This window comes from Streptomyces sp. NPDC005878 (genome assembly GCF_040629815.1).
Taxonomy (GTDB): Bacteria; Actinomycetota; Actinomycetes; order Streptomycetales; family Streptomycetaceae; genus Streptomyces.
Genome location: NZ_JBEXWK010000001.1, coordinates 255,019 through 276,413 on the forward strand (window position 1 = coordinate 255,019; position 21,395 = coordinate 276,413).

21 protein-coding genes and 1 pseudogene are annotated in these 21,395 nt (G+C 74.1%); 13 read left to right on the forward strand and 9 right to left on the reverse strand.

The window, feature by feature from the left end:
• Window positions 1–8 precede the first annotated feature (8 nt).
• The 3 genes from ABZ404_RS01250 to ABZ404_RS01260 all read right to left on the reverse strand — a co-directional run bounded on the left by ABZ404_RS01250 (window position 9) and on the right by ABZ404_RS01260 (window position 2,926).
• Window positions 9–710: a 4'-phosphopantetheinyl transferase superfamily protein gene (locus tag ABZ404_RS01250; RefSeq protein ID WP_358834375.1), complete on the reverse strand. Its 702-nt coding sequence runs from the start codon at window positions 708–710 to the stop codon at window positions 9–11.
• 8 nt (window positions 711–718) lie between these two features.
• Window positions 719–1,561: a metallophosphoesterase gene (locus tag ABZ404_RS01255; protein ID WP_358834368.1), complete on the reverse strand. Its 843-nt coding sequence runs from the start codon at window positions 1,559–1,561 to the stop codon at window positions 719–721.
• Window positions 1,562–1,816: 255 nt separating this feature from the next.
• A complete protein-coding gene (locus ABZ404_RS01260) occupies window positions 1,817–2,926 on the reverse strand; it encodes a hypothetical protein (protein ID WP_358834369.1) in 1,110 nt (369 codons plus the stop codon).
• Window positions 2,927–3,355: 429 nt separating this feature from the next.
• Here ABZ404_RS01260 and ABZ404_RS01265 point away from each other — a divergent pair, with 429 nt between their 5' ends.
• Entirely contained in the window at window positions 3,356–4,198 is an 843-nt protein-coding gene (locus ABZ404_RS01265) for a helix-turn-helix transcriptional regulator (RefSeq protein ID WP_358834376.1), read from the forward strand.
• 27 nt (window positions 4,199–4,225) lie between these two features.
• Here ABZ404_RS01265 and ABZ404_RS01270 read toward each other — a convergent pair whose 3' ends face one another.
• The 4 genes from ABZ404_RS01270 to ABZ404_RS01285 form a co-directional block, all read right to left on the reverse strand.
• Window positions 4,226–4,618: an SsgA family sporulation/cell division regulator gene (locus ABZ404_RS01270; RefSeq protein ID WP_358834370.1), complete on the reverse strand. Its 393-nt coding sequence runs from the start codon at window positions 4,616–4,618 to the stop codon at window positions 4,226–4,228.
• A 498-nt stretch (window positions 4,619–5,116) separates the two neighbouring features.
• Entirely contained in the window at window positions 5,117–5,365 is a 249-nt protein-coding gene (locus ABZ404_RS01275; protein ID WP_344070880.1) for a DUF397 domain-containing protein, read from the reverse strand.
• Between the two features lie 159 nt (window positions 5,366–5,524).
• Entirely contained in the window at window positions 5,525–6,028 is a 504-nt protein-coding gene (locus ABZ404_RS01280; RefSeq protein WP_358834371.1) for a hypothetical protein, read from the reverse strand.
• Between the two features lie 96 nt (window positions 6,029–6,124).
• On the reverse strand, window positions 6,125–6,583 hold the full coding sequence (locus ABZ404_RS01285; protein WP_358834372.1) for a nuclear transport factor 2 family protein: 459 nt from the start codon (window positions 6,581–6,583) through the stop codon (window positions 6,125–6,127).
• 137 nt (window positions 6,584–6,720) lie between these two features.
• Between ABZ404_RS01285 and ABZ404_RS01290 the strand changes: the two genes are divergently transcribed.
• From ABZ404_RS01290 to ABZ404_RS01305, 4 genes and pseudogenes are all read left to right on the forward strand, one after another.
• Window positions 6,721–7,278, forward strand: a complete 558-nt coding sequence (locus ABZ404_RS01290) for a TetR/AcrR family transcriptional regulator (RefSeq protein WP_358834373.1) — start codon at window positions 6,721–6,723, stop codon at window positions 7,276–7,278.
• A 99-nt stretch (window positions 7,279–7,377) separates the two neighbouring features.
• Window positions 7,378–10,815: a sialidase family protein gene (locus tag ABZ404_RS01295; RefSeq protein ID WP_358989980.1), complete on the forward strand. Its 3,438-nt coding sequence runs from the start codon at window positions 7,378–7,380 to the stop codon at window positions 10,813–10,815.
• 85 nt (window positions 10,816–10,900) lie between these two features.
• Window positions 10,901–11,458 (forward strand): annotated as a pseudogene (locus tag ABZ404_RS01300) (serine hydrolase domain-containing protein); the annotation flags it as partial.
• Between the two features lie 59 nt (window positions 11,459–11,517).
• Window positions 11,518–12,033, forward strand: coding sequence for a serine hydrolase (locus ABZ404_RS01305; RefSeq protein WP_358837151.1), 516 nt, complete (start codon window positions 11,518–11,520; stop codon window positions 12,031–12,033).
• Between the two features lie 24 nt (window positions 12,034–12,057).
• Here the strand turns inward: ABZ404_RS01305 and ABZ404_RS01310 are convergent, their stop codons facing one another.
• Window positions 12,058–12,888 (reverse strand): alpha/beta hydrolase, encoded by an 831-nt coding sequence (locus ABZ404_RS01310; RefSeq protein WP_358837152.1) that lies wholly within the window; start codon window positions 12,886–12,888, stop codon window positions 12,058–12,060.
• 144 nt (window positions 12,889–13,032) lie between these two features.
• On the opposite strand from ABZ404_RS01310, the gene ABZ404_RS01315 reads away from it, so the two are divergent.
• The 6 genes from ABZ404_RS01315 to ABZ404_RS01340 all read left to right on the forward strand — a co-directional run bounded on the left by ABZ404_RS01315 (window position 13,033) and on the right by ABZ404_RS01340 (window position 19,718).
• Window positions 13,033–13,638: a class I SAM-dependent methyltransferase gene (locus ABZ404_RS01315; RefSeq protein WP_358989983.1), complete on the forward strand. Its 606-nt coding sequence runs from the start codon at window positions 13,033–13,035 to the stop codon at window positions 13,636–13,638.
• Between the two features lie 355 nt (window positions 13,639–13,993).
• Window positions 13,994–15,346 (forward strand): ABC transporter substrate-binding protein, encoded by a 1,353-nt coding sequence (locus ABZ404_RS01320; protein WP_358837424.1) that lies wholly within the window; start codon window positions 13,994–13,996, stop codon window positions 15,344–15,346.
• Window positions 15,347–15,399: 53 nt separating this feature from the next.
• Window positions 15,400–16,377 carry a sugar ABC transporter permease gene (locus ABZ404_RS01325; protein WP_358837425.1) on the forward strand — a complete coding sequence of 326 codons (978 nt, stop codon included), beginning with the start codon at window positions 15,400–15,402 and terminating at the stop codon, window positions 16,375–16,377.
• The gene (locus ABZ404_RS01330) at window positions 16,374–17,261 is read left to right on the forward strand and encodes a carbohydrate ABC transporter permease (RefSeq protein ID WP_358837423.1); all 888 of its coding nucleotides are present in this window, start codon (window positions 16,374–16,376) and stop codon (window positions 17,259–17,261) included. Before ABZ404_RS01325 ends, ABZ404_RS01330 begins: the two co-directional genes overlap by 4 nt.
• Before the next feature lie 109 nt (window positions 17,262–17,370).
• Entirely contained in the window at window positions 17,371–18,375 is a 1,005-nt protein-coding gene (locus tag ABZ404_RS01335) for a carbohydrate kinase family protein (protein ID WP_358989986.1), read from the forward strand.
• The gene (locus tag ABZ404_RS01340; RefSeq protein WP_358836679.1) at window positions 18,372–19,718 is read left to right on the forward strand and encodes an alpha-glucosidase/alpha-galactosidase; all 1,347 of its coding nucleotides are present in this window, start codon (window positions 18,372–18,374) and stop codon (window positions 19,716–19,718) included. Before ABZ404_RS01335 ends, ABZ404_RS01340 begins: the two co-directional genes overlap by 4 nt.
• 9 nt (window positions 19,719–19,727) lie before the next feature.
• Here ABZ404_RS01340 and ABZ404_RS01345 read toward each other — a convergent pair whose 3' ends face one another.
• Window positions 19,728–20,366 carry an NAD(P)H-binding protein gene (locus ABZ404_RS01345; RefSeq protein ID WP_358836678.1) on the reverse strand — a complete coding sequence of 213 codons (639 nt, stop codon included), beginning with the start codon at window positions 20,364–20,366 and terminating at the stop codon, window positions 19,728–19,730.
• A gap of 99 nt (window positions 20,367–20,465) precedes the next feature.
• Between ABZ404_RS01345 and ABZ404_RS01350 the strand changes: the two genes are divergently transcribed.
• Entirely contained in the window at window positions 20,466–20,963 is a 498-nt protein-coding gene (locus tag ABZ404_RS01350; protein ID WP_358836677.1) for a MarR family transcriptional regulator, read from the forward strand.
• Window positions 20,964–21,140: 177 nt separating this feature from the next.
• On the forward strand, window positions 21,141–21,377 hold the full coding sequence (locus ABZ404_RS01355; protein WP_358836676.1) for a hypothetical protein: 237 nt from the start codon (window positions 21,141–21,143) through the stop codon (window positions 21,375–21,377).
• The last annotated feature ends 18 nt before the right edge of the window (window positions 21,378–21,395 follow it).

Genomic DNA, 21,395 nt, shown 5'->3' on the forward strand with positions numbered 1-21,395 from the left:
CCGCGCGCTCACTCCCCCGCGCCCGCCCGCGCCACGACCACACCGGTGGCCACCAGTTCGCCGCTCTCCCCCTCCACCGTGCGCCACCGGCCCCGGAACACGTCGTGGCGGACCCCGTCCACCACCGGGCCGGGCACCCGCAACGCGCCGGTGAACGTGCCGCGTTCGGGGTCGGGGGTGATCACGCAGTCCTCGAAGTCCAGCCAGCGGCCGGTCAGCGGGAACCACGCCTTGAAGACGCTCTCCTTGGCGCTGAACAGCAGCCGGTCCCACGCCACCGCCGGGTGCGACACGGCGAGCCGGTCCAGGACCAGGCGCTCCTCGGGCCGGGTGACCATCTCCCGTACCCCGTCGGGGACCGGCGCGTTGGGCTCGGCGTCCACCCCGACCGAGGCGATGGCCGAGGCGGGGGCGACGGCGGCGGCGCGGTAGCCGTCGCAGTGCGTCATGCTGCCCACCACGCCGTCCGGCCAGCGCGGGGCGCGCTGCGCCCAGGCCGGGCCCTCCATCACGGGCAGGATCGGGACCGGCGGGTGCCCCAGCCGGGCGAGCGCGGTCCGCGCGCACAGCCGCACGGTCGCGAACTCCCGTCTGCGCTTGTCGACCGCCTTCGCCACCAGCTCCGCCTCCTGCGGGAACAGGTCGACCGACGACGGGTCGGCGAACAGCTCCGCCACGACCACCTGGGCCGGCAGCAGCCCGTGCAGCAGCGCGCGGCTCACCACGGCCGCACCGAGGACGGCCCGGGCAGCACCCGGCACAACCCCTGCGGCGGCGCCGACCGGCTGCCCCACTCCCGGGGATAGCCCAGCGACACCTCCAGGTGCGGCACCCCGTCGACCTCGATGGCGCGCGGGATGTGCAGATGCCCGTAGACGACGGCGGCGGCCCGGTAGCGCACGTGCCAGTCGGCGGTGGCCTCGGTGCCGCACCACTGCGCGAACTCCGGATGGCGCAGGATCCGGGTGGGCTCGCGCACCAGCGGGAAGTGGTTGACCAGCACGGTCGGCAGCGCCGGGTCGACGGCGTCCAGGCGCGAGCGGGTGTACGCGAGCCGGGCCCGGCACCACGCGTCGCGGCTGGGATGGGGATCGGGATGCAGCAGGTACTCGTCCACGCACACCACCCCGGTCGCGTGGGCGACGGCGAGCGCCTCCTCCTTGGTGTGCGCGCCTTCGGGCCGGAAGGTGTAGTCGTACAGCACGAAGAGCGGCGCGACGACCACCGGCCCGTCCGGGCCCGGCCACTGGCGGTAGGGGTCCTCCGGGGTCGCCACCCCCAGGTCCCGCAGCCGCTGGACGAGATAGGCGTAGCGGGCCTCGCCGCGCAGCCCCACCGGGTCGGCCGGCGGGGTCCACAGCTCGTGGTTGCCGGGCGCCCAGACGACGGTGGAGAAGCGTCCCGCGAGGAGCTCCATCGCCCGGAGCACCTCGTCGGCCTTCTCCCCCACGTCCCCGGCGACGACGAGCCAGTCCTCGGGCGAGTCCGGACGCAGCGCGTCGAGGATCGCGCGGTTCTCCGCATGGCCGACATGCAGATCGCTGATGGCTAGAAGACTCATGATGACCGCAGCCTACGGGGGGCCGCCCATCGCCCGGTCACCGTCGGCCGGTTCCGGCCGCCGCCCACCGGCCGCCCGCCGGAGCCCGGCCGGAGCGGTCCCGCTCGCGGTGGGCCGGGCGGGCGAGGCTCCGGGCGCCCCGGTCCGGGCGCGGGAACGGGGACGGCTCGACGTCGATCTCCTCCATCCGCTCCACGTACAGCAGATGGCGGCGCCGGGCCTCGCCGTGCCGGCCCGCCCCGGCGAGCAGGGCGATCAGGGCGAGATGGGCCTCCTCGTCGTACGGGTCGCGCGCCAGCAGGCGCAGCCGGAAGTGGACCTCGGCGTGGTGGCCGCCGCGCTCGGCCGCCGCGGTGGCGAGCCGGGCGAGCAGCTCCGCGTGGACGGCCCGGGCCTCCGCCACCCAGCCGGTCGCGGCCAGGGCCCGGATCCGGGTGCGGCCGGGGCACTGTCCGGCCGCGCGCCGTGCCAGCCGGGCCGCGGCGCGCGGCTCCGCGGCGCCGCGCGCCAGGGCGAGCCCGGTGAGCGCCGCCGCGAGGACCTGGCGGTCGCCGCACTGCTCGCCCCGCACCACCGCCTCCTGGTAGGCGGCGCGGGCCGGGCCGCGGCGGCCGGTACGCCCCACCGCTCGTCGCCGGTGAACTCCAGGTGCTGCCGCACCCACTGGCGCAGCGTCACCCCGTCGACGGCCTCCTGGACGAGGAAGAGGTCCCCCTGCTGGACGAAGAGGGCGACCGGGGCGGGGGTGAAGCCGCTCCCGGCGAACGCCTCCAGCATGGCCGCCTCGTGGGGCCGCAGGTCGCGTGCGTCCCGGCCGGTCAGGGTGGCGGCGGTGTGCGGGCGCGCCTGCTTGATGATCACGGGGGCGCCGGTGGACTCGTCGACGCCCCGGAAGACACCGCCGCCGAAGGCGTGCCGGATCACCGCGTGGACGAGGAAGCGGCCGTCGAGCAGCACCTCGACCGGCGCGGTCCGGTCCGGCGCTGCGGGCTCGCGCCGGGTGAAGGGGTCGCGCGGGGCCCACGCGGGCGGCGCGAACCAGGCCCGGCGCCGGTCGGGCACCAGCCGGCCGTCGGGGGCGACCAGCATGGCGCGGCGGATCCCGTCGTCGCCGAGCGCGGGCACCCCGCCGAACACGCCGTACCGGTAGTGGACCAGGCTGCCGGGGAAGCAGGGCCGGTCGGAGAGGATCGCGGGGCCGGGCAGTCCCAGGGTGGCCCGGTGCAGTGCGGCGGCCAGCTCCCGCAGCCCGGCGTCGTCCCGCTCGGGGTAGACGGTGAGGAACTTGCCCCCGCCGCCCCGGTCGTGGCGGTGCGCGACGAGGTCGCCCGCGCGACCGTGGTCCCGGCGAACTTGAACCGGCATCCGTGGCGCACCAGCACCTCGGCGGCCCGCGCCAGGACCAGGGGCGCGGCCAGCGGTGTCGCGGCGACGTGCAGCTTCCAGCCCTGTGACCGCCCGGCGTCGCCCGGCGGTGAGACATGGCACCAGAAGTCCCCCTCGCGCAGCCGCCACGCACCGCCGGTGCCCGGCCCGACCCCCGTGCGGGCCGGCACCGCTTCCACGATCTCCACGAGCAGCCGTCCGGCCGGCTCGTGGTCCCCCGTCGCAGACTCCATGCCCCCACTGTGGCCGCGGCTCTGTCGGTTGCCTTACGCCCGCCTCGCGGGCCGCGTCCCCGGGCGGAACACAGCGGTACCGGGCCGGGGGTGACGCCGCGCCACGGGATCGAGCGCGGGTCCAGCGGAGCGTGGTACCGACGGTCCCTGGTTCCGGTGGACGGCGTCCGCCATGATGTTGATCATGACGACCGACCGCCGCCAGCTCGCCGATTTCCTGCGCCGCTGCCGTGACCGGGTCACGCCGCGGGACGCCGGGCTGCCCGCGGGGCCGCGCCGGCGCACCCCGGGGCTGCGGCGCGAGGAGGTCGCGCAGCTCGCCGGGATGTCCGCCGACTACTACATCCGTCTGGAGCAGGCACGGGGGCCGCAGCCCTCGCCGCAGCTGCTCGCCTCGCTGGCCCGCGCCCTGCGGCTGAACGACGACGAGCGCGACCATCTGTTCCTGCTCGCCGGACACCGCCCGCCCGCCGCGCACTCCGCGGACGGCGAGGTGAGCCCCGGTCTGCTGCATCTGCTCGACCAGCTCGGGAGCACCCCGGCGGTGGTCCTCAGCGACCTCGGTGACGTACTCGTCCAGAACCCGATGGCGCGGGAGCTCCTGGGCGAGGTGTGCACGGTCACCGAGCACGGCCGCAACGTCGTGTGGCGCTGGTTCACCGAGCCGTCCGCCCGCCTTCCGTACCCCAGGGAGGAGCACAGCTACTACAGCCATCTCCATGTGGCGGATCTGCGCGCCGCCGCCGCACGCCGCTTCGGCGACGCGGAGTCGGCGCGGCTGATCTCCCGGCTGCACAGCGTGAGCGCCGAGTTCACCGAGCTGTGGGAGCTGCACGAGGTCGCCGTCCGCAGACGCGACCGGGTCCGCGTCCTCCACCCGCGGCTCGGCCCGTTCGACCTGTTCTGCCAGGTGCTGCTCGCCCCGGAGGGCGATCACCGCCTGGTGCTCTTCACCCCCGCGCCGGGGAGTGCGACCGCGGACCGGCTGGCGCGGTTCGGTGCCTCGCGGCGCGGCTGAGGACCGGGCCCGCGCGGCGCGTCCGGCTCATTCGGCCCCGTGGTCCAGGCAGGGGTACTCGCGGCCGCACCAGCAGCGCCCCTGCATGGGCGTGGTGGCGAGCAGCAGCCGGATGACCTCGTCCACGTCGAAGCCGTCCAGCTCGCTGCCCTCGGGGACGAGTTGGTAGGTACGGGAGAGGAATTCGGCGACGTCCTCGATCTCGGCGAGGAGGTCGGCGCTGCCCTCGTCCGAGTGCAGCCGGATCCGCAGTCCGCTGTCGCCGTACTGCCAGACCCGGACGTCACCGAGGCCGACCGGGCAGCGGGAGATCAGTCCCTCCGCCACGAGGTCGCGGCCCATGGTCCAGGTCGTGTGCAGGCCATTGCCGCAGACGAATTCCACCGAAACGGCGAGCGGGTCGGCGGGATCGTAAGCCATCAAGGCCTCCACGGGGGTCATGGCATCACCCTCGTGCAGTAGTTCGACATACAACGGAACGCAGATCTCTTCCATGTCGCCCCCCCTCGTCGGGACAGTCCCCGGCGGCCGGTCGCCGGGCGTTGCTCGGTATACGCATCTATGACGTACTCAACGGCCGTGATAGTGACCGACTTCGCGAACAAATTCGCCCCGGGTTGTGGAAACTGTGCGGACGGTGACGCAAATTCGCATGCCCGCAGGGATCGCTTACCCCGTACCGCGCCGCTCGATCCCCCCGTTCCCGGTTCCGCTTCCCCGGCTCCCGCCCCGGCCACCAGCGGGGGCACGGGTTCCGGGGGCCGCCGGGCCCTGTGTGATGAAGGCTTCACAATCCCCGCCGCCGGACCGCCGATTCGGCCGGAACAGTGCGTTCAGCCGACGTGTCGTGATCGCGACAGCCGACCGCCCGCGGCCGCGTCGTCGGCGGCCGCGGGCGGCGGGGGGAAGCGGCGGGGCTCAGCAGAACTTGTCCAGTTGCCCCGCTTTCGCCGCGCGAACCATGGCGGCGATCTCGGACCGGGTGTACCGGAGCACGGGCGCTTCGGTGTCCTTCGTATGCGTCACGGCGATCCGGTCACCGTCCACGGCGAATCCGACGCAATCCTTGGAGTAGTCCAGGTCGCTGAATGACGACTTCTCGAATGCGAGGTGAGGGGCATTGCGGTTGACGTATTCGGTGACCTCGACAAGGCGCGAGTGGTCCACGGAAGAGCTCCTTCGTGCAGCAGTGGGGGCTGCTCAGCACGCTACGAGCCCGAGTCCGCGTATTTCTAGTGGTCTTGACAGCCGGACACCTGATGCGCTAGCGGTTCCTGGGACCCGTGGCCGGGGGCACCCGCGCGCCGCGGATCCCCGCCGGACGCCCTACACGAGGCCGAGGTTGGCGGCGGGCGAGCCCTGGAGCGTGGGCGCGAGGAGCCCGGCCTGCGGCTCGCTCAGCTCGGGCAGCCCGAAGAACTCCGCCTGCGGCGGGGTGAGGGGCGCGTCCAGGATCGCCCCCGGGCTCTCCGCGCGCAGCGGCGAGGACGGCGTGGTGACGGTCGCCGAGCCGATCTTGTCCTCGGTGAGCGGGTCGGCCAGCGGCACCTTGACCAGGGTCGGCGGCACCTCCGAGGTGACCGGCAGCGCGGGCAGCACGGGCGAGGGCATCAGGGAGCCGACGACATGGCGCGGCCCGCCGGGGGAGCCCGGCACGGGGATCGGGACGGCCGTGCTCACCGTGGGGGCTTCGAGCGGCAGCGCCGTCTCCAGGCTTTCCAGCGGTACCCCGACGGGAGCGGACACTCCGGCCGCGGCGGGGGTGACCGCCGCCGCCGTGGCCATGCACGTCATCATGGCCGCGAGGCCGGCCCGCTTGGTGAGCTTCATAGGTACTTCCATCCCTCTTGGGTCTCGGATCACTGACGGACAGGTGCCGTCTGGAAGAACGAGAGCGCAGGGGCGATCCCTCCAAAATTCGCCTGTTCAGCGGAGCGGAAAAGGAACTCCCCGCTCGGAATCGGGGCGTGTTCCGAAGATCCGACGTTCCGATTCGCCGATCGGAACATCATTGATGCTCGCCTCGCGCCGGGCCATGAGACCGTTCCCGTCGAACTCCCAGAGCTCGTTGCCGTAGCTGCGCCACCACTGCCCCGCCGCGTCCCGGCTCTCGTACTGGAAGCGCACCGCGATGCGGTTGCCGTCGAACGCCCACAGCTCCTTGCGCAGCGCGTAGTCGCGTTCGCGGGCCCACTTGGCGGTGAGCAGCTCGACGATCTCCGCGCGCCCGGTGACGAAGGTGTCCCGATTGCGCCAGCGGGAGTCCTCCGTGTAGGCGAGCGAGACCTTCTCGGGGTCCCGGGTGTTCCAGGCGTCCTCGGCGGCCTGGACCTTCTGCCGGGCGGTGTGGGCGTCGAAGGGGGGCAGGGGCGGGCGGGCGGTCATGGCGGATCCTCCGGTCGAAGGGGGGCGGGCGGCCAAGCGGGACGGCACGGGGCGGGACGGCACGGGGAGAACGATCGTTCTCCGGTCCTGCGGCTACCCTAGAGAACGGACGTTCTCAGGACAAGGAGGGGTGGGGCATGGACAGCGCGGTCGCACAGGAGCGGGTGCTCGAAGCCGCCGGGACGCTGTTCTACGAGCGGGGGGTCCAGAGCGTCGGCATGGACGAGATCCGCACCGCCTCGGGCGTCTCGCTCAAGCGCCTCTACGCCCTCTTCCCCGCCAAGGAACAGCTGGTGGAGGCGTATCTGGAGCGCCGGGACACGGAGTGGCGGAGCCGTCTGGCGCGGGACGTCGAGCGGTGTGCGCGGCCCGAGGAGCGCGTCCTGGCGGTCTTCGACCATCTGCACCACTGGTTCGGTGAGCCCGGATTCCGCGGTTGCGCGTGGATCAACGCGTACGGCGAACTCGGCGCGACCTCGGCCGGGGTCGCGGCGCGGGCGCGGGCCCACAAGAGCGCGTTCCGCGCCTATCTGGGCTCGCTCGTCGCGGACGCGGGGCTGCCCGAGCACCTCGCCGACCACCTGGCGCTGCTCGCCGAGGGCGCGATGGTCACCGCGGGCATCTTCCGTACCGGTGAGCCCGCGCTCCGGGCCCGCGAGGCGGCGGCCGCGCTGATGACCGCGGCGCGCGGCTGAGCCACCGCGCCGGGGCGCACCCGTCTTCACGGGTCGTTCACCAACTGGCCCCCGTCCGTTGGTCGAAACCGGTACCGGATGCTCATCACCATGATCCTCATGTCGTTCACCCCGTACAACCCACCCGCACCACCCGGCGCACGTGCCGCGCGGTGCGGCCCGTCGGCCGCCCGGGCCGTCGCGGGCCTGGTCGCCCTCGCCCTCACGGCCGTCGGCGTCCTGTTCGCCGCGCCCGCCTCGTACGCGAGCGGGCCGCTGGTGTCCTCGCGCGCCCTCGTCGGCGCCGAGCAGGTGCTGTTCCGCTCCGGCGTGGGCGGTTACGGCTGCTACCGCATCCCGGCCCTGGTGAAGACGAAGGCGGGCAGCCTGCTCGCGTTCGCGGAGGGGCGCAAGTCGCCCACCTGCGCCGACCGCGGCGACATCGACCTGGTGATGCGCCGCTCCACCAACGACGGCCGCACCTGGGGCCCGGCCCACGTGGTCCTGGAGGGCAGCCCCACCGACGGCACCGCGCCCTTCACCCGGGGCAATCCGGCGCCCGTGGTGGACCGCGAGACCGGTTCCGTCCTCCTCCTGTCCACCTCCAACGAGCAGACCCCGACCGGCCGCCGGCTGCCCTGGGTGCAGCGGAGCGACGACGACGGAGTGAGCTGGGACGCGCCCCGGGCGCTGCCGACGTTCAGCGGCGCCAACACCGGCTGGTTCGCCACCGGCCCCTCGCACGGCGTCCAGCTCACCGCGGGCGCGCACGCCGGACGGCTGGTGGTCGGCGCCCACCAGAACCCCGACGCCACCACCCGCTACGCCGGCGTCCTCTACAGCGACGACCACGGCGCCACCTGGCAGGCGAGCGCCACCGCCAACTCCTATGTGGCCGACAAGGTCGAGCCCGGCGAGGTCTCCGTGACCGAACTGCCCGGCGGCAGCGTGTATCTGGCCGCCCGCAACGAGATCGGCGGCAGCACCGACCACCGCACCCGCGCGGTCAGCACCGACGGCGGCACCACCGTCCCCGCCTCGGCCGTCGTCCCCGGTCTGATCACCCCGGAGGTCCAGGGCTCGGCGCTCACGCTGCGCCGGACCTACCAGCGCACGCCCGGCGACACCCTGGTCTTCTCCGCGCCCTCGGACGCCTCCGACCGCAAGCTGATGAAGATCCGCTACTCCACCGACCAGGGCACCACCTGGACGGCCGCCTCCAACGGCCTGATCAGCAACGACCGGGCCTCCTACTCCGACCTGGCCGAACTCGACACGGGTGAGCTCGGACTCCTCTACGAGGGCGGCCCGGCCAACTCCGCCGACGAGATCCGCTTCAACGTGACCACGCCCGGCGCGCTCGGCATACCCGGCACCTTCACCGGCAAGGCCTCCCCGCAGAAGAGCCCCACGGCCGGCCGCACCAGCCCGGACGCGGGGCCGGACGCCAACGACGCCTACCTCCAGGGCGACGCGGCCCTGGGAAGCGGACGGTTCGGGCAGGGCCTGGTCCTGGACGGCACCGGTGACTACGCCGACGTGCCCTACGGCAGAACCCTCGACCCGGGCTCGGGCGACTTCACGTACACGCTGTGGTTCAAGTACGCGGCGACGGCCGCGAGCAGGCAGCAGGCGCTGTTCTGGGCGTACGGGCAGGGCAGCGCCAAGCCGCAGGTGTGGCTGCGCGCCCAGCCCGCCGACGACCGGCTCTACGCCTGGGTGCAGGGCGCGGACGGCGGCGCCTGGCTCACCCTCACCGACCCCTCGCCGGGGGCGGCCTTCGGCGACGACCAGTGGCACCACGCGGCGCTGATCCGCTCGGGCGCGCAGATCCGGCTCACCGTCGACGGGACGGTCACCGGCACGGCGACGGGGGTGGCCGGCGCGGTCACCGACGCGCCGGGCACCGGCGTCGAGGGGATCCGGATCGGCGCCAAGTCCGACACGGGCGCGAGCGACGCCTTCGGCGGCTCCGTCGACGAGTTCCGGCTCTACCGCACGGCGCTGACGGACAGTCAGCTCATCCAGGTACGTGCCAACGCGGCAGAGCTGGACACCGACGCCGCCACCCGTTCGATGGGCGCGCGGCTGCCCTTCCAGGTGATCGACACGGCGGTCGTCCCGGACCGGCGCCGCGTCACGATCGAGGACGACGTCTCCGGCCACTGCGCCCCCGGCACCCTGCTCGGGGGCGTGCCCGCCCTGCCGGCCGGGCGGATCGGCTCGCTGGCGGCGACGGTCGACAGCGCCCACCCGGGCACCGAGACCGGGTTCTCACCGACGCTCGACGTCGGCGCGGGCGACTTCACGTACTCCCTCTGGTTCCGGTACGCGGCGGGCTCCACCAGCCCCGACCAGGCGCTGGTGTGGGCGTACGGCACGGGCAGCGGCAGTCCGCAGCTGTGGGTGCGCGCCCAGCCCTCCCAGGACCGGCTCTACGCCTGGGTGCAGTCGGACGCGGGCTCGGTGGCCCTCGCGCTCCCGGACCCCACCTCGGCACGGTCCTTCGGGGACGGCGCCTGGCATCTGCTGACGCTGACGCGGTCGGCCGACCGGGTCACGCTCGGCGTGGACGCGCGGACCCCGGCCACCGCCACCGGCCTCACCGGCTCGCTCACGCCCGCGCAGGGCAACGGGCAGCAGGGGGTGCGGGTCGGCTCGAAGCTGGACGGCACGAACGTGTTCGCCGGTGACGTGGACGAGTTCCGCGTCTACCACCGGGCGCTCACCTCGGCGGAGACCGCGGCGGTCGCGGGCTCCACCGCGGGCTCGTCCGGCTCCTACCCGGGCGATCTGCCCGCGCTGTGGTGGTCGTTCGAGAACCAGTACACCGGCGCCAGGGACGTGGTGCGGCCCGCCGCGGGCCCGGCGACCCCGGACTCCACGGTCCACTGCGGCCACGGCCTGGTGCGCGGCGGCGCGGCCACCACGCCGGGACGGTTCGGCACCGCGCTCGCCCTCGACGGCTCCGACGACGCCGTCGACCTGCCGTACGGCGCGGCCACCGCGCTCGGCTCGGCCGACTTCACGATCAGCACCTGGATCAAGTACACGGCCACCGGCGCCGGTGCGGACCAGGTGCTGGTGTGGGCGTACGGGACGGGCGCCTCGGAGCGGCAGCTCTGGCTGCGGGCCCAGCCCGCGCAGGACCGGCTGTACGCCGCGTTCGAGACGGACACGGCGACCACGGTGGTGGCCGCGGTGGACGGCTCGGCGGCGGCCGGCTTCGGCGACGGCGCCTGGCACCACGTGGCCCTGGAGCGGGCCGACGGCCGGCTCCTGCTGATCGTCGACGGGCAGACGCTCGGCAGCGCCGCGGTCCCGGCGGGCTCGGTGACCGCCGGGGACACCTACGCCGTGGACGGCTTCCGGCTGGGTGCCAAGCCCGACGGGACCAATGCGCTGACCGGGGCCCTGGACGAGTTCCGGATCACCCGCAAGGCCCTGTCCGAGGAGGAGCTGACCGCGCTGCGGACGCAGAACAGCCTCCCGGGGACGGCCACGTCGACGTGGCTGCCGTTCCAGGTGGTCACGGCCTCCGAGTTCGCCCGGATGTGACCGGTTAGCCTGGCGGCACGAACAGGGTGGCCGTCCGTCGCGCCGCGCGGCGGGCGGCCACCGGCGCGAGGGGGGGGAGCAGGGAATGACCGGGGCACGACCGCGCAACGCCGCCCAGACGCGGGCCGAGGAGATCCTGGCCGAGGTGACCGCCTCCGGCGAGGAGACGGGCGTCCAGGTGGCGGCCTGCCTCGACGGTGAACTCGTCGTCGACGCCTGGGCGGGAGTGGCCGACGTGGAGGGCGCCAGGCCGATGGAGGCGGAGACGCTGGTACCCGCCTGGTCCACGGGGAAGGGGGTCGCGGCGGCGCTCGTGGCGGTCCTGGTGGACCGGGGCGCGCTCGCCTACGACACCCCGGTCGCCGCGCACTGGCCCGAGTTCGCCGCCCGGGGCAAGGAGAGGATCACCCTCGGCCAGGTCCTCTCGCACTCGGCGGGGCTGCCGCACCTGCCGCCCGGGGTGACCCCCGAGGAGTTGTTCGACGTCCCGGCGATCGGGGAGTGGCTGGCGGCACAGGCGCCCCTGTGGGAGCCGGGCACGGCGAGCGGCTACCACGGCTGGACCTACGGCGTGCTGCTCGCCGAGACCCTGCGCCGGGCCACCGGCCGCACCTGCGACGATCTGCTGCGGGAGGAGCTGGCCGGCCGCTGGGGGTCGCGGACTCGCTCCTGTTCTCGGTCCCTGAGCGCCTGGAGCACCGGGTGGCCCGCTGCTACGACGGCGGCTGGTCGGAGTATCTGGACCGGATGCCGCCCGACTCGCCGTTCCTGGTCTTCGCGCCCCGGCCGGTGCTGCCGGTGGCCGCGCTCGCCAACCGCGCCGACTACCGCCGGACCGCGCTCCCGGCCAACGGGACGATGACCGCCCGGGCCGCCGCCCGGATGTACGCGGCACTGGTCGGCGGCGGACTCGACGGCGTACGGCTGGTGTCGCAGGCCACCCTCGACGAGGCGACGACGCCGAGGACCTCGGGCGAGGACCGCTCGCTGGGCTTCCCGCTCCTGAAGGGCTACGGGTTCATGCTCGGCGGCGCGGGCTCCGTGGTGCGCTCCCCCGACGGCGGTTTCGGCACCAACGGCTCGGGCGGCAGCGCCGCCTCCGGCGACCCCGCCCACCGGTTCTCCTTCGCCCTGACGAAGAACCGGATGAGCGTGAACGGCCTGGACAAGCGGCTCTTCCGGGAGATCCGGACGGCCCTCGGCATCCGCCGCGGCTGAGCCCGGGGCGCCCCGGCGCGGCCGTCAGCGGCCCGCGAACTCCCGCAGGTCGGCGGTGAGCCGGTCGGCGTGGGTGACGAACAGGCCGTGGCCGGCGTCCTCGTACACGTGGAAGGTGCTGTCGGGGATCAGACGCGCGGCCCGCTCGCCGGTCAGGTGGATCGGGGCGGAGGCGTCGTGGGTGCCGTGGACGACGAGCGCCGGTACGTCGATCCCGGCCAGTTCGGGGGCGAGGTTCAGGGTCGCCACGAGGTCGCCGAGGGCGTTGGCGGCGCGGGCCGTGGCGCCGGCGCAGCGGTCCTCCCAGTACCGGACCATGGCGGGCGAGAGGTCGTTGCCGGGCCGGTCCAGGGCGAAGAACGGGGCCGCGCCCCGGGCGAAGAAGCCCGGCCGGTCCTTGCGGAACACCTCGTTCCCGGCGGCGACGAGCGCCGGGTCGACGCCCTCGGGGTGATCGGCCGAGCGGACCGGACCGGGCACCATCCCGGCCACCAGGGCGATCCGCGCCACCCGGCCGCCGCCGCTCAGGGTGAGGTGGCGGACGACTTCGGCAGTGCCGAGCGAGTGGCCCACCAGGGTGATGCCGGTGAGGTCGAGGTGGTCGAGGAGCGCGCCGAGGTCCCCGGCGAGGGTGTCGAGGTCGAAGCCGTCCCAGACGTCGTCGGAGCGCCCGTGCCCGCGCCGGTCGAGCCCGACGCACCGGAAGCCCTCGGCGGCCAGCGGGAGCATCTGGAACTCCCACATCTCGGTACCGAAGTAGGAGCTGTTGACGAAGACGACGGGACGCCCTTCGCGGGGGCCGTAGTCGACGTAGTGGAGACGGGTGCCGTCGGTGGTGGTCTCGAAGTACGGCATGACGCTGGGTCCTTCCCCCTCGTTCACCACCCTGGAGCGGGCGGTGTCTGTGGGACCAATGGTGCGCAGGGCGCGGGCCGTTGGTCGATGACGTCACGGGTCATGGCCCCGCCCGCGTCCCGACTGATCGTTTAGCCTGACCGTATGAACGACAGCGTCGCCGGGACCCAGGGCTACGGCGAGGACGCCGACGCGCTGGCCGAGCAGTACGAGAGCGTCACCTTCGAGGAGGTCCACGGCGGGCTGCTGCACCTCTACCCGGCGCCGCCCGGACGGGTGCTGGACCTGGGCGCCGGGACCGGACGGGACGCGGCGGCGCTGGCGCGCCTCGGCCACACCGTCACCGCCGTCGAGCCCACCGCCCAACTGCGCCGCCACGGGGCGCGGTTGCACGCGGACACCGCCCTGACCTGGCTGGACGACGCGCTGCCCGGGCTGCCGGTGCTGACCGGGCGGGGCGAGCGGTTCGACCTGGTCCTGCTCACCGCCGTGTGGATGCACCTGGACGCAGCCGAGCGCGCCCGGGGCATGCGGAGCGTCGCCGCGCTGCTCGCCCCCGGCGGCACCCTGGCGATGACCGTGCGCAGCGGTCCGGTGCCGCCCGGGCGGCGTATGTTCGACGTGCCCGAGGCCGAGACGCCGGCGCTCGCCGGGGCGGCCGGGCTGCGGCTCGTCCACCGGGGCGGGCGGGCCGATCTGCACGGGCGCCCCGGGGTGCGCTGGTCGGAACTGGTGTTCACCGCTCCCTGACCCGGCACGCGACGACGCCACGGACCCCCCACCCCTCCTGTGTTCCCGGCCCGTTGGCCCTCCCGTACCGGCGGGTGGGCCGAAAGCGGACCCGCCCCGGCCGAAAGCGCGCTGTTGCGCCACACGGGGGCGCGTGGTGCCCCGCGGCACGCGGACGGCGGGCCCTCTCGGGTACTTGACGCGTGCTCCCCGAGGCGCTTTCATCCAGCCAGTGCCGGGCCTCAGTGCGGCCCGTCGCTTCGAGAGGTGCGCCCAGCCGGTAGCGGATCCCGACCCGATCCGGAGTCCGGCCCGAGTCGCCAGGACGTGTGTCCCGCGTCCGAGGCGGGGCGCACCCGCTAAGGGATGGACGACCATGCCCGCCGGTCAGGACCGCACCAGCAAGCCCCACCCCGTCCCGGGCCTCCCGCGCCGCCGGGTGCTGCGCACCGGGGCGGGCGTCGTCGCCGGGGCCGCGGCTCTTCCTCTGCTCGACGCCTGCGCCGCGACCACCTCCGACGGCGTCGGCCCCGACGGCCGGGTCACCATCGAGATGTGGCACGGCCAGAACGAGATCGGCAGCAAGGCCATCGAGGCGCTCGCCGCCGACTTCAACCGCTCGCAGTCCCGCATCCGGGTGAACGCGAGCGGCGGCGGCGTGGTGGCCGACGCCATGCTCCAGAAGGTGACGGCGGCGCTCGCGGCCGGCGCCTACCCCGACATCGCGTACATCTTCGGCTCGGACCTCGCGAGCATCGCCCGCAGCCCCAAGGTCGTCGACCTGACCGGCGCGCTGCACGACGGCTCACCGCCGTGGGCCGACTTCTGGCCCTCCGTCAGGGAGGCCGTCACCTTGCACGGCAAGGTACGGGCCGCGCCCTCGCTGCTCGACTCGCTCGCCGTCGCCTGCAACACCACGCTCTTTCGGCGGGCCGGTATCCCGCTGCCGAAGGCGGGCTGGACCTGGCCGGAGTTCGTGGCGACCGCCAGGAAGCTCACCGACGCCCGGCACGGCGTCTTCGGCACCGCCTGGCCGGGCGCGGGCGACGAGGACACCGTGTGGCGGCTGTGGCCGATGATCTGGGACCTCGGCGGTGACGTGATCGCCCCGGACGGCAAGAGCATCGGCTTCGCGCGGGCCGGGCGGCAGGCCCTGGAGACGGTGGCCCACCTGGTCGCCGACAAGAGCATCTACATCGACCCCAAACCCGGCAGCGAGCAGATGTACCAGGTCTTCGTCTCCGGCCGGATGGGCATGGTGATCACCGGGCCGTGGCAGCTGCCCAACATCGTGGAATCCAAGCTGCCGTACGAGGTGGTGCCCATGCCCACCTACAGCGGCCGGCCGCTGACCATCTCCGGGCCCGACACCTGGACCGTCTTCGACAACGGCGGCGCGCGTTCGAGGGCGGCGGTGGAGTTCGTCCGCTGGCTCATCTCTCCGGCGCAGGACGTGCGGTGGGACATAGGGGGCGGCAGTCTGCCGCTGAGCAGACGGACCGAGCGGGAGAGCGCCTGGCAGCGGCACTCCGCCGACACCGTCGGCCTCCCGGTCTTCACCAAGGCTCTGGAGACCGCCCGGGTGCGGCCCATCCACCCCGCCTATCCGCAGATCTCCCAGGCCACCGGCGAGGCCGTGGTGTCCGTGCTGCTCGGCCGCGCCTCCCCCGCCAAGGCGGTGCGCCGGTGCGCCGACAAGGCCGACGCCGCCCTGCTGATTCCCCGATGAGGAGGGTCGTCGTGGACCGAGGATCCCGTACGGGCGCGCCCCGCCCGCTCACCCTGGCCCCGGCCGGCCCGGGGCCCGCCGGACCCGAGCCCGCCGAGCGGCGCCGCGCCCGGCGCCGGCGGGCGCGCGGCGAGACGGCCACCGCCTGGGCGTTCATCACCCCGTCGGTCCTGGTGATCCTGGGGCTGAGTGTCGTGCCGGTCGTCTGGTCGCTGCTGCTGTCGTTCCGCGCCGACGACCTGGTCACGCCCGGCCGCTGGGTCGGCCTGGACAACTACCGGGCCCTGTCGAAGGACCCGGGCTTCCGCAAGGCGGTGGAGAACACCCTGACGTACGCGGCGGTCTATGTGCCGCTCAGCCTGGCCGGGGGGCTCGCGCTGGCTCTGGCCCTCAACCGGCGGATCCGCTTCGTCGGCGTCTACCGCACGCTCGTCTTCCTGCCGTTCGTCATCTCGGCCGCGGCCCAGGGCGTGCTGTTCTCCTTCATCTTCGACCCGCAGTTCGGCGCGGCCAACTCGATCCTGCACAAGCTGGGCGTCTCCCCGCAGGGGTTCCTCACCGACCCGGGCCAGTCGCTGTTCGTGCTGCTGGCGATCTCGCTGTGGAGCGGGACCGGCTTCTGCGTCGTCGTCTTCCTCGCCGCGCTCCAGGACGTCCCCGCCGAACTCATCGAGTCGGCCCGCCTGGACGGGGCGAACCGGGCGCAGGTGCTGCGGTACGTGACGCTGCCGACGCTCGCCCCGGTCACCGCGTTCCTGGTGCTGTGGCAGCTGATCACCTCGCTCCAGGTCTTCGACCTGGTGTACGTGACGACCAAGGGCGGGCCGCTGGAGTCGACCACGGTCATCGTGTACTTCGTCTGGCAGCAGGCGTTCCGCACGTTCACCGCGGGCTACGGCGCCGCCGCCGCGTACGTCCTGGCCGTCGCCCTGCTGCTCGCGGGCACGGCGGTGACGCTCTACCGGCGCCACCGCGAGCGCACCACCGGCGGCGCGGCCAGGCCCCTGCGCGCGGAAGGAGCGGCCCGATGACGGCCTCCACCATGGTCGGCGAGGGCGCGGCGCCCGCGGCGGCGCCGACGGCGCGCGCCGCCCGGCGGCGACGGCTGCCCTTCAGTCCCTGGCACCTGCTGCTGGCGCCGCTGTCGCTCGTCTTCGCGCTGCCGCTGGTGTGGCTGGTGCTCAGCTCGGTGATGACCAACGCCGAGATCAACCGCTTCCCCCCGGCGCTGTGGCCGCGCGGGATCGACTTCGGCGGGTACCGCTATGTGCTGGGCAACGCGATGTTCCCGCGCTGGTTCGCCAACTCCTGCATCGTCTCGGCCGTCGCCGTCGGCTCGAACCTGGTGCTCGGCTCGCTCGGCGGCTACGCCTTCGCCCGGATGCGGTTCCGTGGTTCGCGGGCGCTGCTCGCGCTGATGCTGGCGACGATGGTGATCCCGTTCCAGCTGACGATGATCCCCACGTTCCTGGTGATGAAGTGGCTGGGGCTGATCGACACGCTGGGCGCGCTGATCGTGCCGTCGCTGGTCACCCCCTTCGCGGTGTTCCTCTTCCGGCAGTTCTTCCTCACGCTGCCCCGGGAATTGGAGGAGGCCGCCTGGATCGACGGGTGCTCACGGCTGCGGGTGCTCTTCTCGATCGTGCTGCCGCTGGCCCGTCCCGCCCTCGCCACGGTCGCGGTCCTGACCTTCCTCGCCACCTGGAACGACCTGTCCTGGCCGCTGATCGCCATCAACCACGACACCCAGTACACCCTCCAACTGGGGCTGACCACCTTCCAGGGGCAGCACCACACGCAGTGGGCGGCGGTGATGGCGGGCAATGTGATCACGGTGCTCCCGGTGCTGCTCGCCTTCCTGTTCGCCCAGCGGACCTTCATCCAGTCGCTGACGTCGAGCGGACTGAAGGGCTGAGGCGGGCCCCGCCCTCTTCGCCCTTCCGCCCGCCGCCGACACGGGCCGGGGTCCCCGCCCGGCGGGGCTCCCCGAGACTCCACTCCCCCGCACCAGAAAGCCCTTCGCCATGCCGTCACCACCGCTGCCACCGGCACCCCCGCCCTCTTCTCGCCCCTTCGACCTGCTCGTCGTGGGGGACGCCAACCCGGACGTGGTCCTCGGGCCCGTACCGCGCGACCTCGCCTACGGCCAGCGCGAACAGCTGGTCGAGCGGGCCGACCTCGTCCTCGGCGGCTCGGCCGCGATCATGGCGTGCGGGGCGGCCCGGCTCGGGCTGCGCGTGGCGTTCGCGGGCCGCGTCGGCGACGACCCGGCGGGCGCCTTCGTCCGTACGGCCCTGGGCGCACGCGGAGTCGACACCTCGGCCCTGACGACCGACCCCGATCAAGCCACCCCGCTCACCGCCGTCCTCACCCGGGGCGCCGACCGGGCGATCCTCACCGCGCCCGGCTGTCTGGCCGCGACCGGGCCCGGGGACGTCCCCGAGGCGCTGCTCGCCGCGGCCCGGCACGTCCACGCGGCCTCGTTCTTCCTGATGCCGAGGCTCGCGGGGGCGCTGGCCGGGCTGTTCGGGCGGGCGCGCGAGCTCGGCGCGACCACCTCGCTCGACACCAACGACGACCCCTCCGGCCGCTGGGACCCGGAGCTCCTCGACCCGGTCCTGAAGGTGACGGACCAGGTGCTGCCGAACGCGGCCGAGGCGCGCGCCCTGACCGGGGTCGCCCGGGGGGTGGCCGAGGCGGCGGCCGCGCTCGCCCGGCGCGGGCCGCTCGTCGTGGTCAAGAACGGCGCCCGGGGCGCGCTGGCGCACGACGGGACGCGGGTGACGGCCGTGCCCGCGCTGCCCGTCGAGCCGCTCGACACCGTGGGAGCCGGGGACACCTTCGACGCCGGATTCGTCGCCGCGGTGCTGCGCGGGCTCGGCCTCGCGGACGCGCTGGCCGTCGCCGCGGCCTGCGGGTCGCTGTCCACGCGGGGCCGCGGCGGCACCGCGGCCCAGCCCACCTGGGACGAGGCCGTCGCCCACGTCCCGGGCCCGGGAGCCGGGGAAGGTACGGGAGTTCACGCATGACCGAGACGAGAGGAGTCATCGAGATGGCCGGACCGGCCGAAGTGAAGATCGCCTTCATGGGCGCGGGCAGCGTGGTGTTCACCCAGGGGCTGCTCGCCGACCTGTTCGCCTTCCCCGAGTTCGGCCGGCTGCGGATCGCGCTGCACGACATCGATCCGGAGCGGCTGGCGACCGCCGAGGCGGCGGCCCGGCACATCGCGGGGGCGCTGGAGGTCGCGCCCGTCGTCACCGCGCACCCCGACCGGCGCGGCGCGCTCGACGGCGCGCACTTCGTGATCAACACCGTCCAGGTCGGCATGAACGCGGCGACCCGTACCGACTTCGCCGTCCCCGCGCGGTACGGACTGCGCCAGACGATCGGGGACACGCTGGGGATCGGCGGTATCTTCCGGGCGCTGCGCACCTTCCCGGTGCTGCGGGGGATCGCCGAGGACATGGCCGAACTGTGCCCGGACGCCTGGCTGTTGAACTACACCAACCCGATGGCGATGAACCTGCTCTATCTGCACCGGATCGCCCCCCGGCTGAAGGCCGTGGGCCTGTGCCACTCGGTGTACTGGACGATGCACGACCTGTCCGAGCTGGTCGGAGTGGACTTCTCCGAGGTGTCGTACCTGGCCGCCGGGATGAACCACCAGGCGTGGGTGCTGCGCTTCGAGCGCGACGGCCGCGATCTGCACCCGCTCCTGGACGCCGCCATCGACAAGGACCGCGAACTGCTGCGCCGGGTCCGCGTCGACATGTACCGCAGACTCGGCCACTACCCCACCGAGACCAGCGAGCACTCCTCCGAGTACGTGCCGTGGTATCTGCACCACGACAGCGAGGTGGAGCGGCTGCGGCTGCCGATCGGCGCGTACCTCGACATCATCGAGGACAACACCGTCAGCTACGAGCGCACCCGCAACGCCCTGGCGGCGGGCCGCCCGCTGCCGGTCGAGGGCACCATGGAGTACGCCCCCCAGATCGTCCACAGCATCGTCACCGGCACGCCCCGCACGATCTACGGCAACGTCCCCAACAGCTCCCTGATCCCCAATCTGCCCGCCGACTGCGTGGTCGAGGTGCCGTGCCTGGTCGACGCCTCGGGGGTGCAGCCCACCCATGTCGGCCCGCTCCCGCCGCAGTGCGCCGCGCTGAACCGTACGTACGCGAGCGTCACCGATCTGGTGGTCCGGGCCGCCACCGAGGGCGAGCCCCGGCATGTGCGGCACGCCGCGATGACCGACGCGGCGACCGCGGCCACGCTGACGGTGGAGCGGATCTGGGATCTGTGCGACGACCTCGTACAGGCCCACGGGGAGCTGCTCCAGCCCGAGTTGCGGGTGCTGCTCGGGCACTGAGCGCGCGGTTCAGTACGCCACGGTGAACCGGGTGCGGTGGTGGCGGGGCTCCTCGGCCTCGTCGAGGAGCGCCACCGCGAGGTCCTCCATGGAGATGGCGGACTCGCCGTTCCCGTCCACGACGAGTTCGTCCGCTCCCAGGCGGTAGGTGCCGGTGCGCTCGCCCGGCTCCAGGAGGGCGGCGGGGCTGAGGTAGGCCCAGTCGACCTCGGTCTCCGCGCGGCAGACGGCGAGCTGCTCGGCGCAGGCGTCCGCGATGGGCCGCCAGTCGGCGGGGAAGTCCGGGTCGTCGACGACGGTGGCGCCGCCCCTGCCCGGCAGGGTCAGGGTGCCGGCGCCGCCGACGACCAGCACCCGCACACCGGTTCCGGCGAGCCCGGCCAGCAGCGCCTTGGTCACGGTGACGAGGTCGCCCTCGCTGCCGGGGGCGGGCCGGGTGGCGCTGATGACCAGGTCCTGGCCGGCGCTCAGCCCGGCTATGTCCTCGACGTCGGTCGCGTCACCGGTACGGGCGTGGGCCGCCGGGTGGAGTTCGGGGAAACGGGCCCGGTCGCGCACGACGGCGGTGACCTCGTGCCCCCGGGCGACGGCCTCGGCCACGACGCGGCTGCCGACGTTGCCCGCTGCTCCGAAGACGGTGATGCGCATGAGTGTCCGCTCCTTCTGGGTGGTCCGGTCGCCGCGAGAACTTCTCTTAGCGCTAAGAGAAAAGTATCTCATCGCTAAGAGATTGGCTAGGGTGGATCCGTGACCGACCATGTGGACCTGCTGCTCGCGCAGTGGGGCGAGCGCCGCCCCGACCTCGACGTGTCGCCGATGGCGGTGATCGGACGGCTCAAACGCCTCGCCCGGCTCATCGAGACCGAACTGCGCCGCACCTTCGCCGAGCACGGTCTCGACCCCGCCTCCTTCGACGTGCTCGCGACCCTGCGCCGCAGCGCGCCGCCCCATCTGCTCACGCCCGCCGAGCTGATGCGCTCCGCGATGGTCACCTCGGGTGCCGTCTCCCAGCGCCTCGACAAGCTGGAGGAGCGTGGTCTGGTGACCCGCTCCCCCAGTCCCACGGACGGCAGGGTCGTCCAGGTCGCCCTCACCCCCGAGGGCCGCGCGCTGATCGACCGGGCGCTGCCCGACCACCTCGCCACCGAGGAGCGGCTGCTCACCGCGCTCGCTCCGGAGCGGCGCGACGCCCTCGCCGACACCCTGCGCGAACTCCTCGAATCCCTCGGGGACGGCGTGGACTGAACCCGGCCACCCGCGCGGGCCAGCCCGTCGCGGTCCGCTCCGGGTGACGGATGGAGTACGGCCGACGCGCGTGGGCACGTGCTGGAGGAGACAGTGGACACGACGTCGGCCCGGGGTCCGTTCCCGGGCGCGCGGGCCGGCGCCGCGCCCATCGGCCCGCGTACGCAGGAGGTTTCCATGACCCAGCCGCCCTACCCCGACCCCAACCCGCCGACGCCCGGGCCCACCCCCGGCCCGACGCCGGGGCGCCCCGATCCGGTGCCGCCCACGCCCGGGCCGACGCCCGGCCCGCCCGCGCCCGAGCCAGGACCGCTGCCGGGGCCCCTGCCCGTACCGGAGCCGGACCCCGTGCCCAACCCGCCGGGGCCCGACCCCGTACCGGACCCGACGCCCTCGCCCGGACCCGTCTCCTGACACCGCGGCGCGGGAGCC

Coding starts and splice junctions, on each gene's coding strand:
- ABZ404_RS01315 (WP_358989983.1), top strand. CDS start 13,033: ATGAACGACAGCGTCGCCGGGACCCAGGGCTACGGCGAGGACGCCGAC.
- ABZ404_RS01270 (WP_358834370.1), bottom strand. CDS start 4,618: ATGGCTTACGATCCCGCCGACCCGCTCGCCGTTTCGGTGGAATTCGTC.
- ABZ404_RS01280 (WP_358834371.1), bottom strand. CDS start 6,028: ATGAAGCTCACCAAGCGGGCCGGCCTCGCGGCCATGATGACGTGCATG.
- ABZ404_RS01335 (WP_358989986.1), top strand. CDS start 17,371: ATGCCGTCACCACCGCTGCCACCGGCACCCCCGCCCTCTTCTCGCCCC.
- ABZ404_RS01345 (WP_358836678.1), bottom strand. CDS start 20,366: ATGCGCATCACCGTCTTCGGAGCAGCGGGCAACGTCGGCAGCCGCGTC.
- ABZ404_RS01330 (WP_358837423.1), top strand. CDS start 16,374: ATGACGGCCTCCACCATGGTCGGCGAGGGCGCGGCGCCCGCGGCGGCG.
- ABZ404_RS01285 (WP_358834372.1), bottom strand. CDS start 6,583: ATGACCGCCCGCCCGCCCCTGCCCCCCTTCGACGCCCACACCGCCCGG.
- ABZ404_RS01310 (WP_358837152.1), bottom strand. CDS start 12,888: ATGCCGTACTTCGAGACCACCACCGACGGCACCCGTCTCCACTACGTC.
- ABZ404_RS01265 (WP_358834376.1), top strand. CDS start 3,356: ATGTTGATCATGACGACCGACCGCCGCCAGCTCGCCGATTTCCTGCGC.
- ABZ404_RS01260 (WP_358834369.1), bottom strand. CDS start 2,926: ATGCCGGTTCAAGTTCGCCGGGACCACGGTCGCGCGGGCGACCTCGTC.
- ABZ404_RS01320 (WP_358837424.1), top strand. CDS start 13,994: ATGCCCGCCGGTCAGGACCGCACCAGCAAGCCCCACCCCGTCCCGGGC.
- ABZ404_RS01295 (WP_358989980.1), top strand. CDS start 7,378: ATGTCGTTCACCCCGTACAACCCACCCGCACCACCCGGCGCACGTGCC.
- ABZ404_RS01255 (WP_358834368.1), bottom strand. CDS start 1,561: ATGAGTCTTCTAGCCATCAGCGATCTGCATGTCGGCCATGCGGAGAAC.
- ABZ404_RS01355 (WP_358836676.1), top strand. CDS start 21,141: ATGACCCAGCCGCCCTACCCCGACCCCAACCCGCCGACGCCCGGGCCC.
- ABZ404_RS01290 (WP_358834373.1), top strand. CDS start 6,721: ATGGACAGCGCGGTCGCACAGGAGCGGGTGCTCGAAGCCGCCGGGACG.
- ABZ404_RS01340 (WP_358836679.1), top strand. CDS start 18,372: ATGACCGAGACGAGAGGAGTCATCGAGATGGCCGGACCGGCCGAAGTG.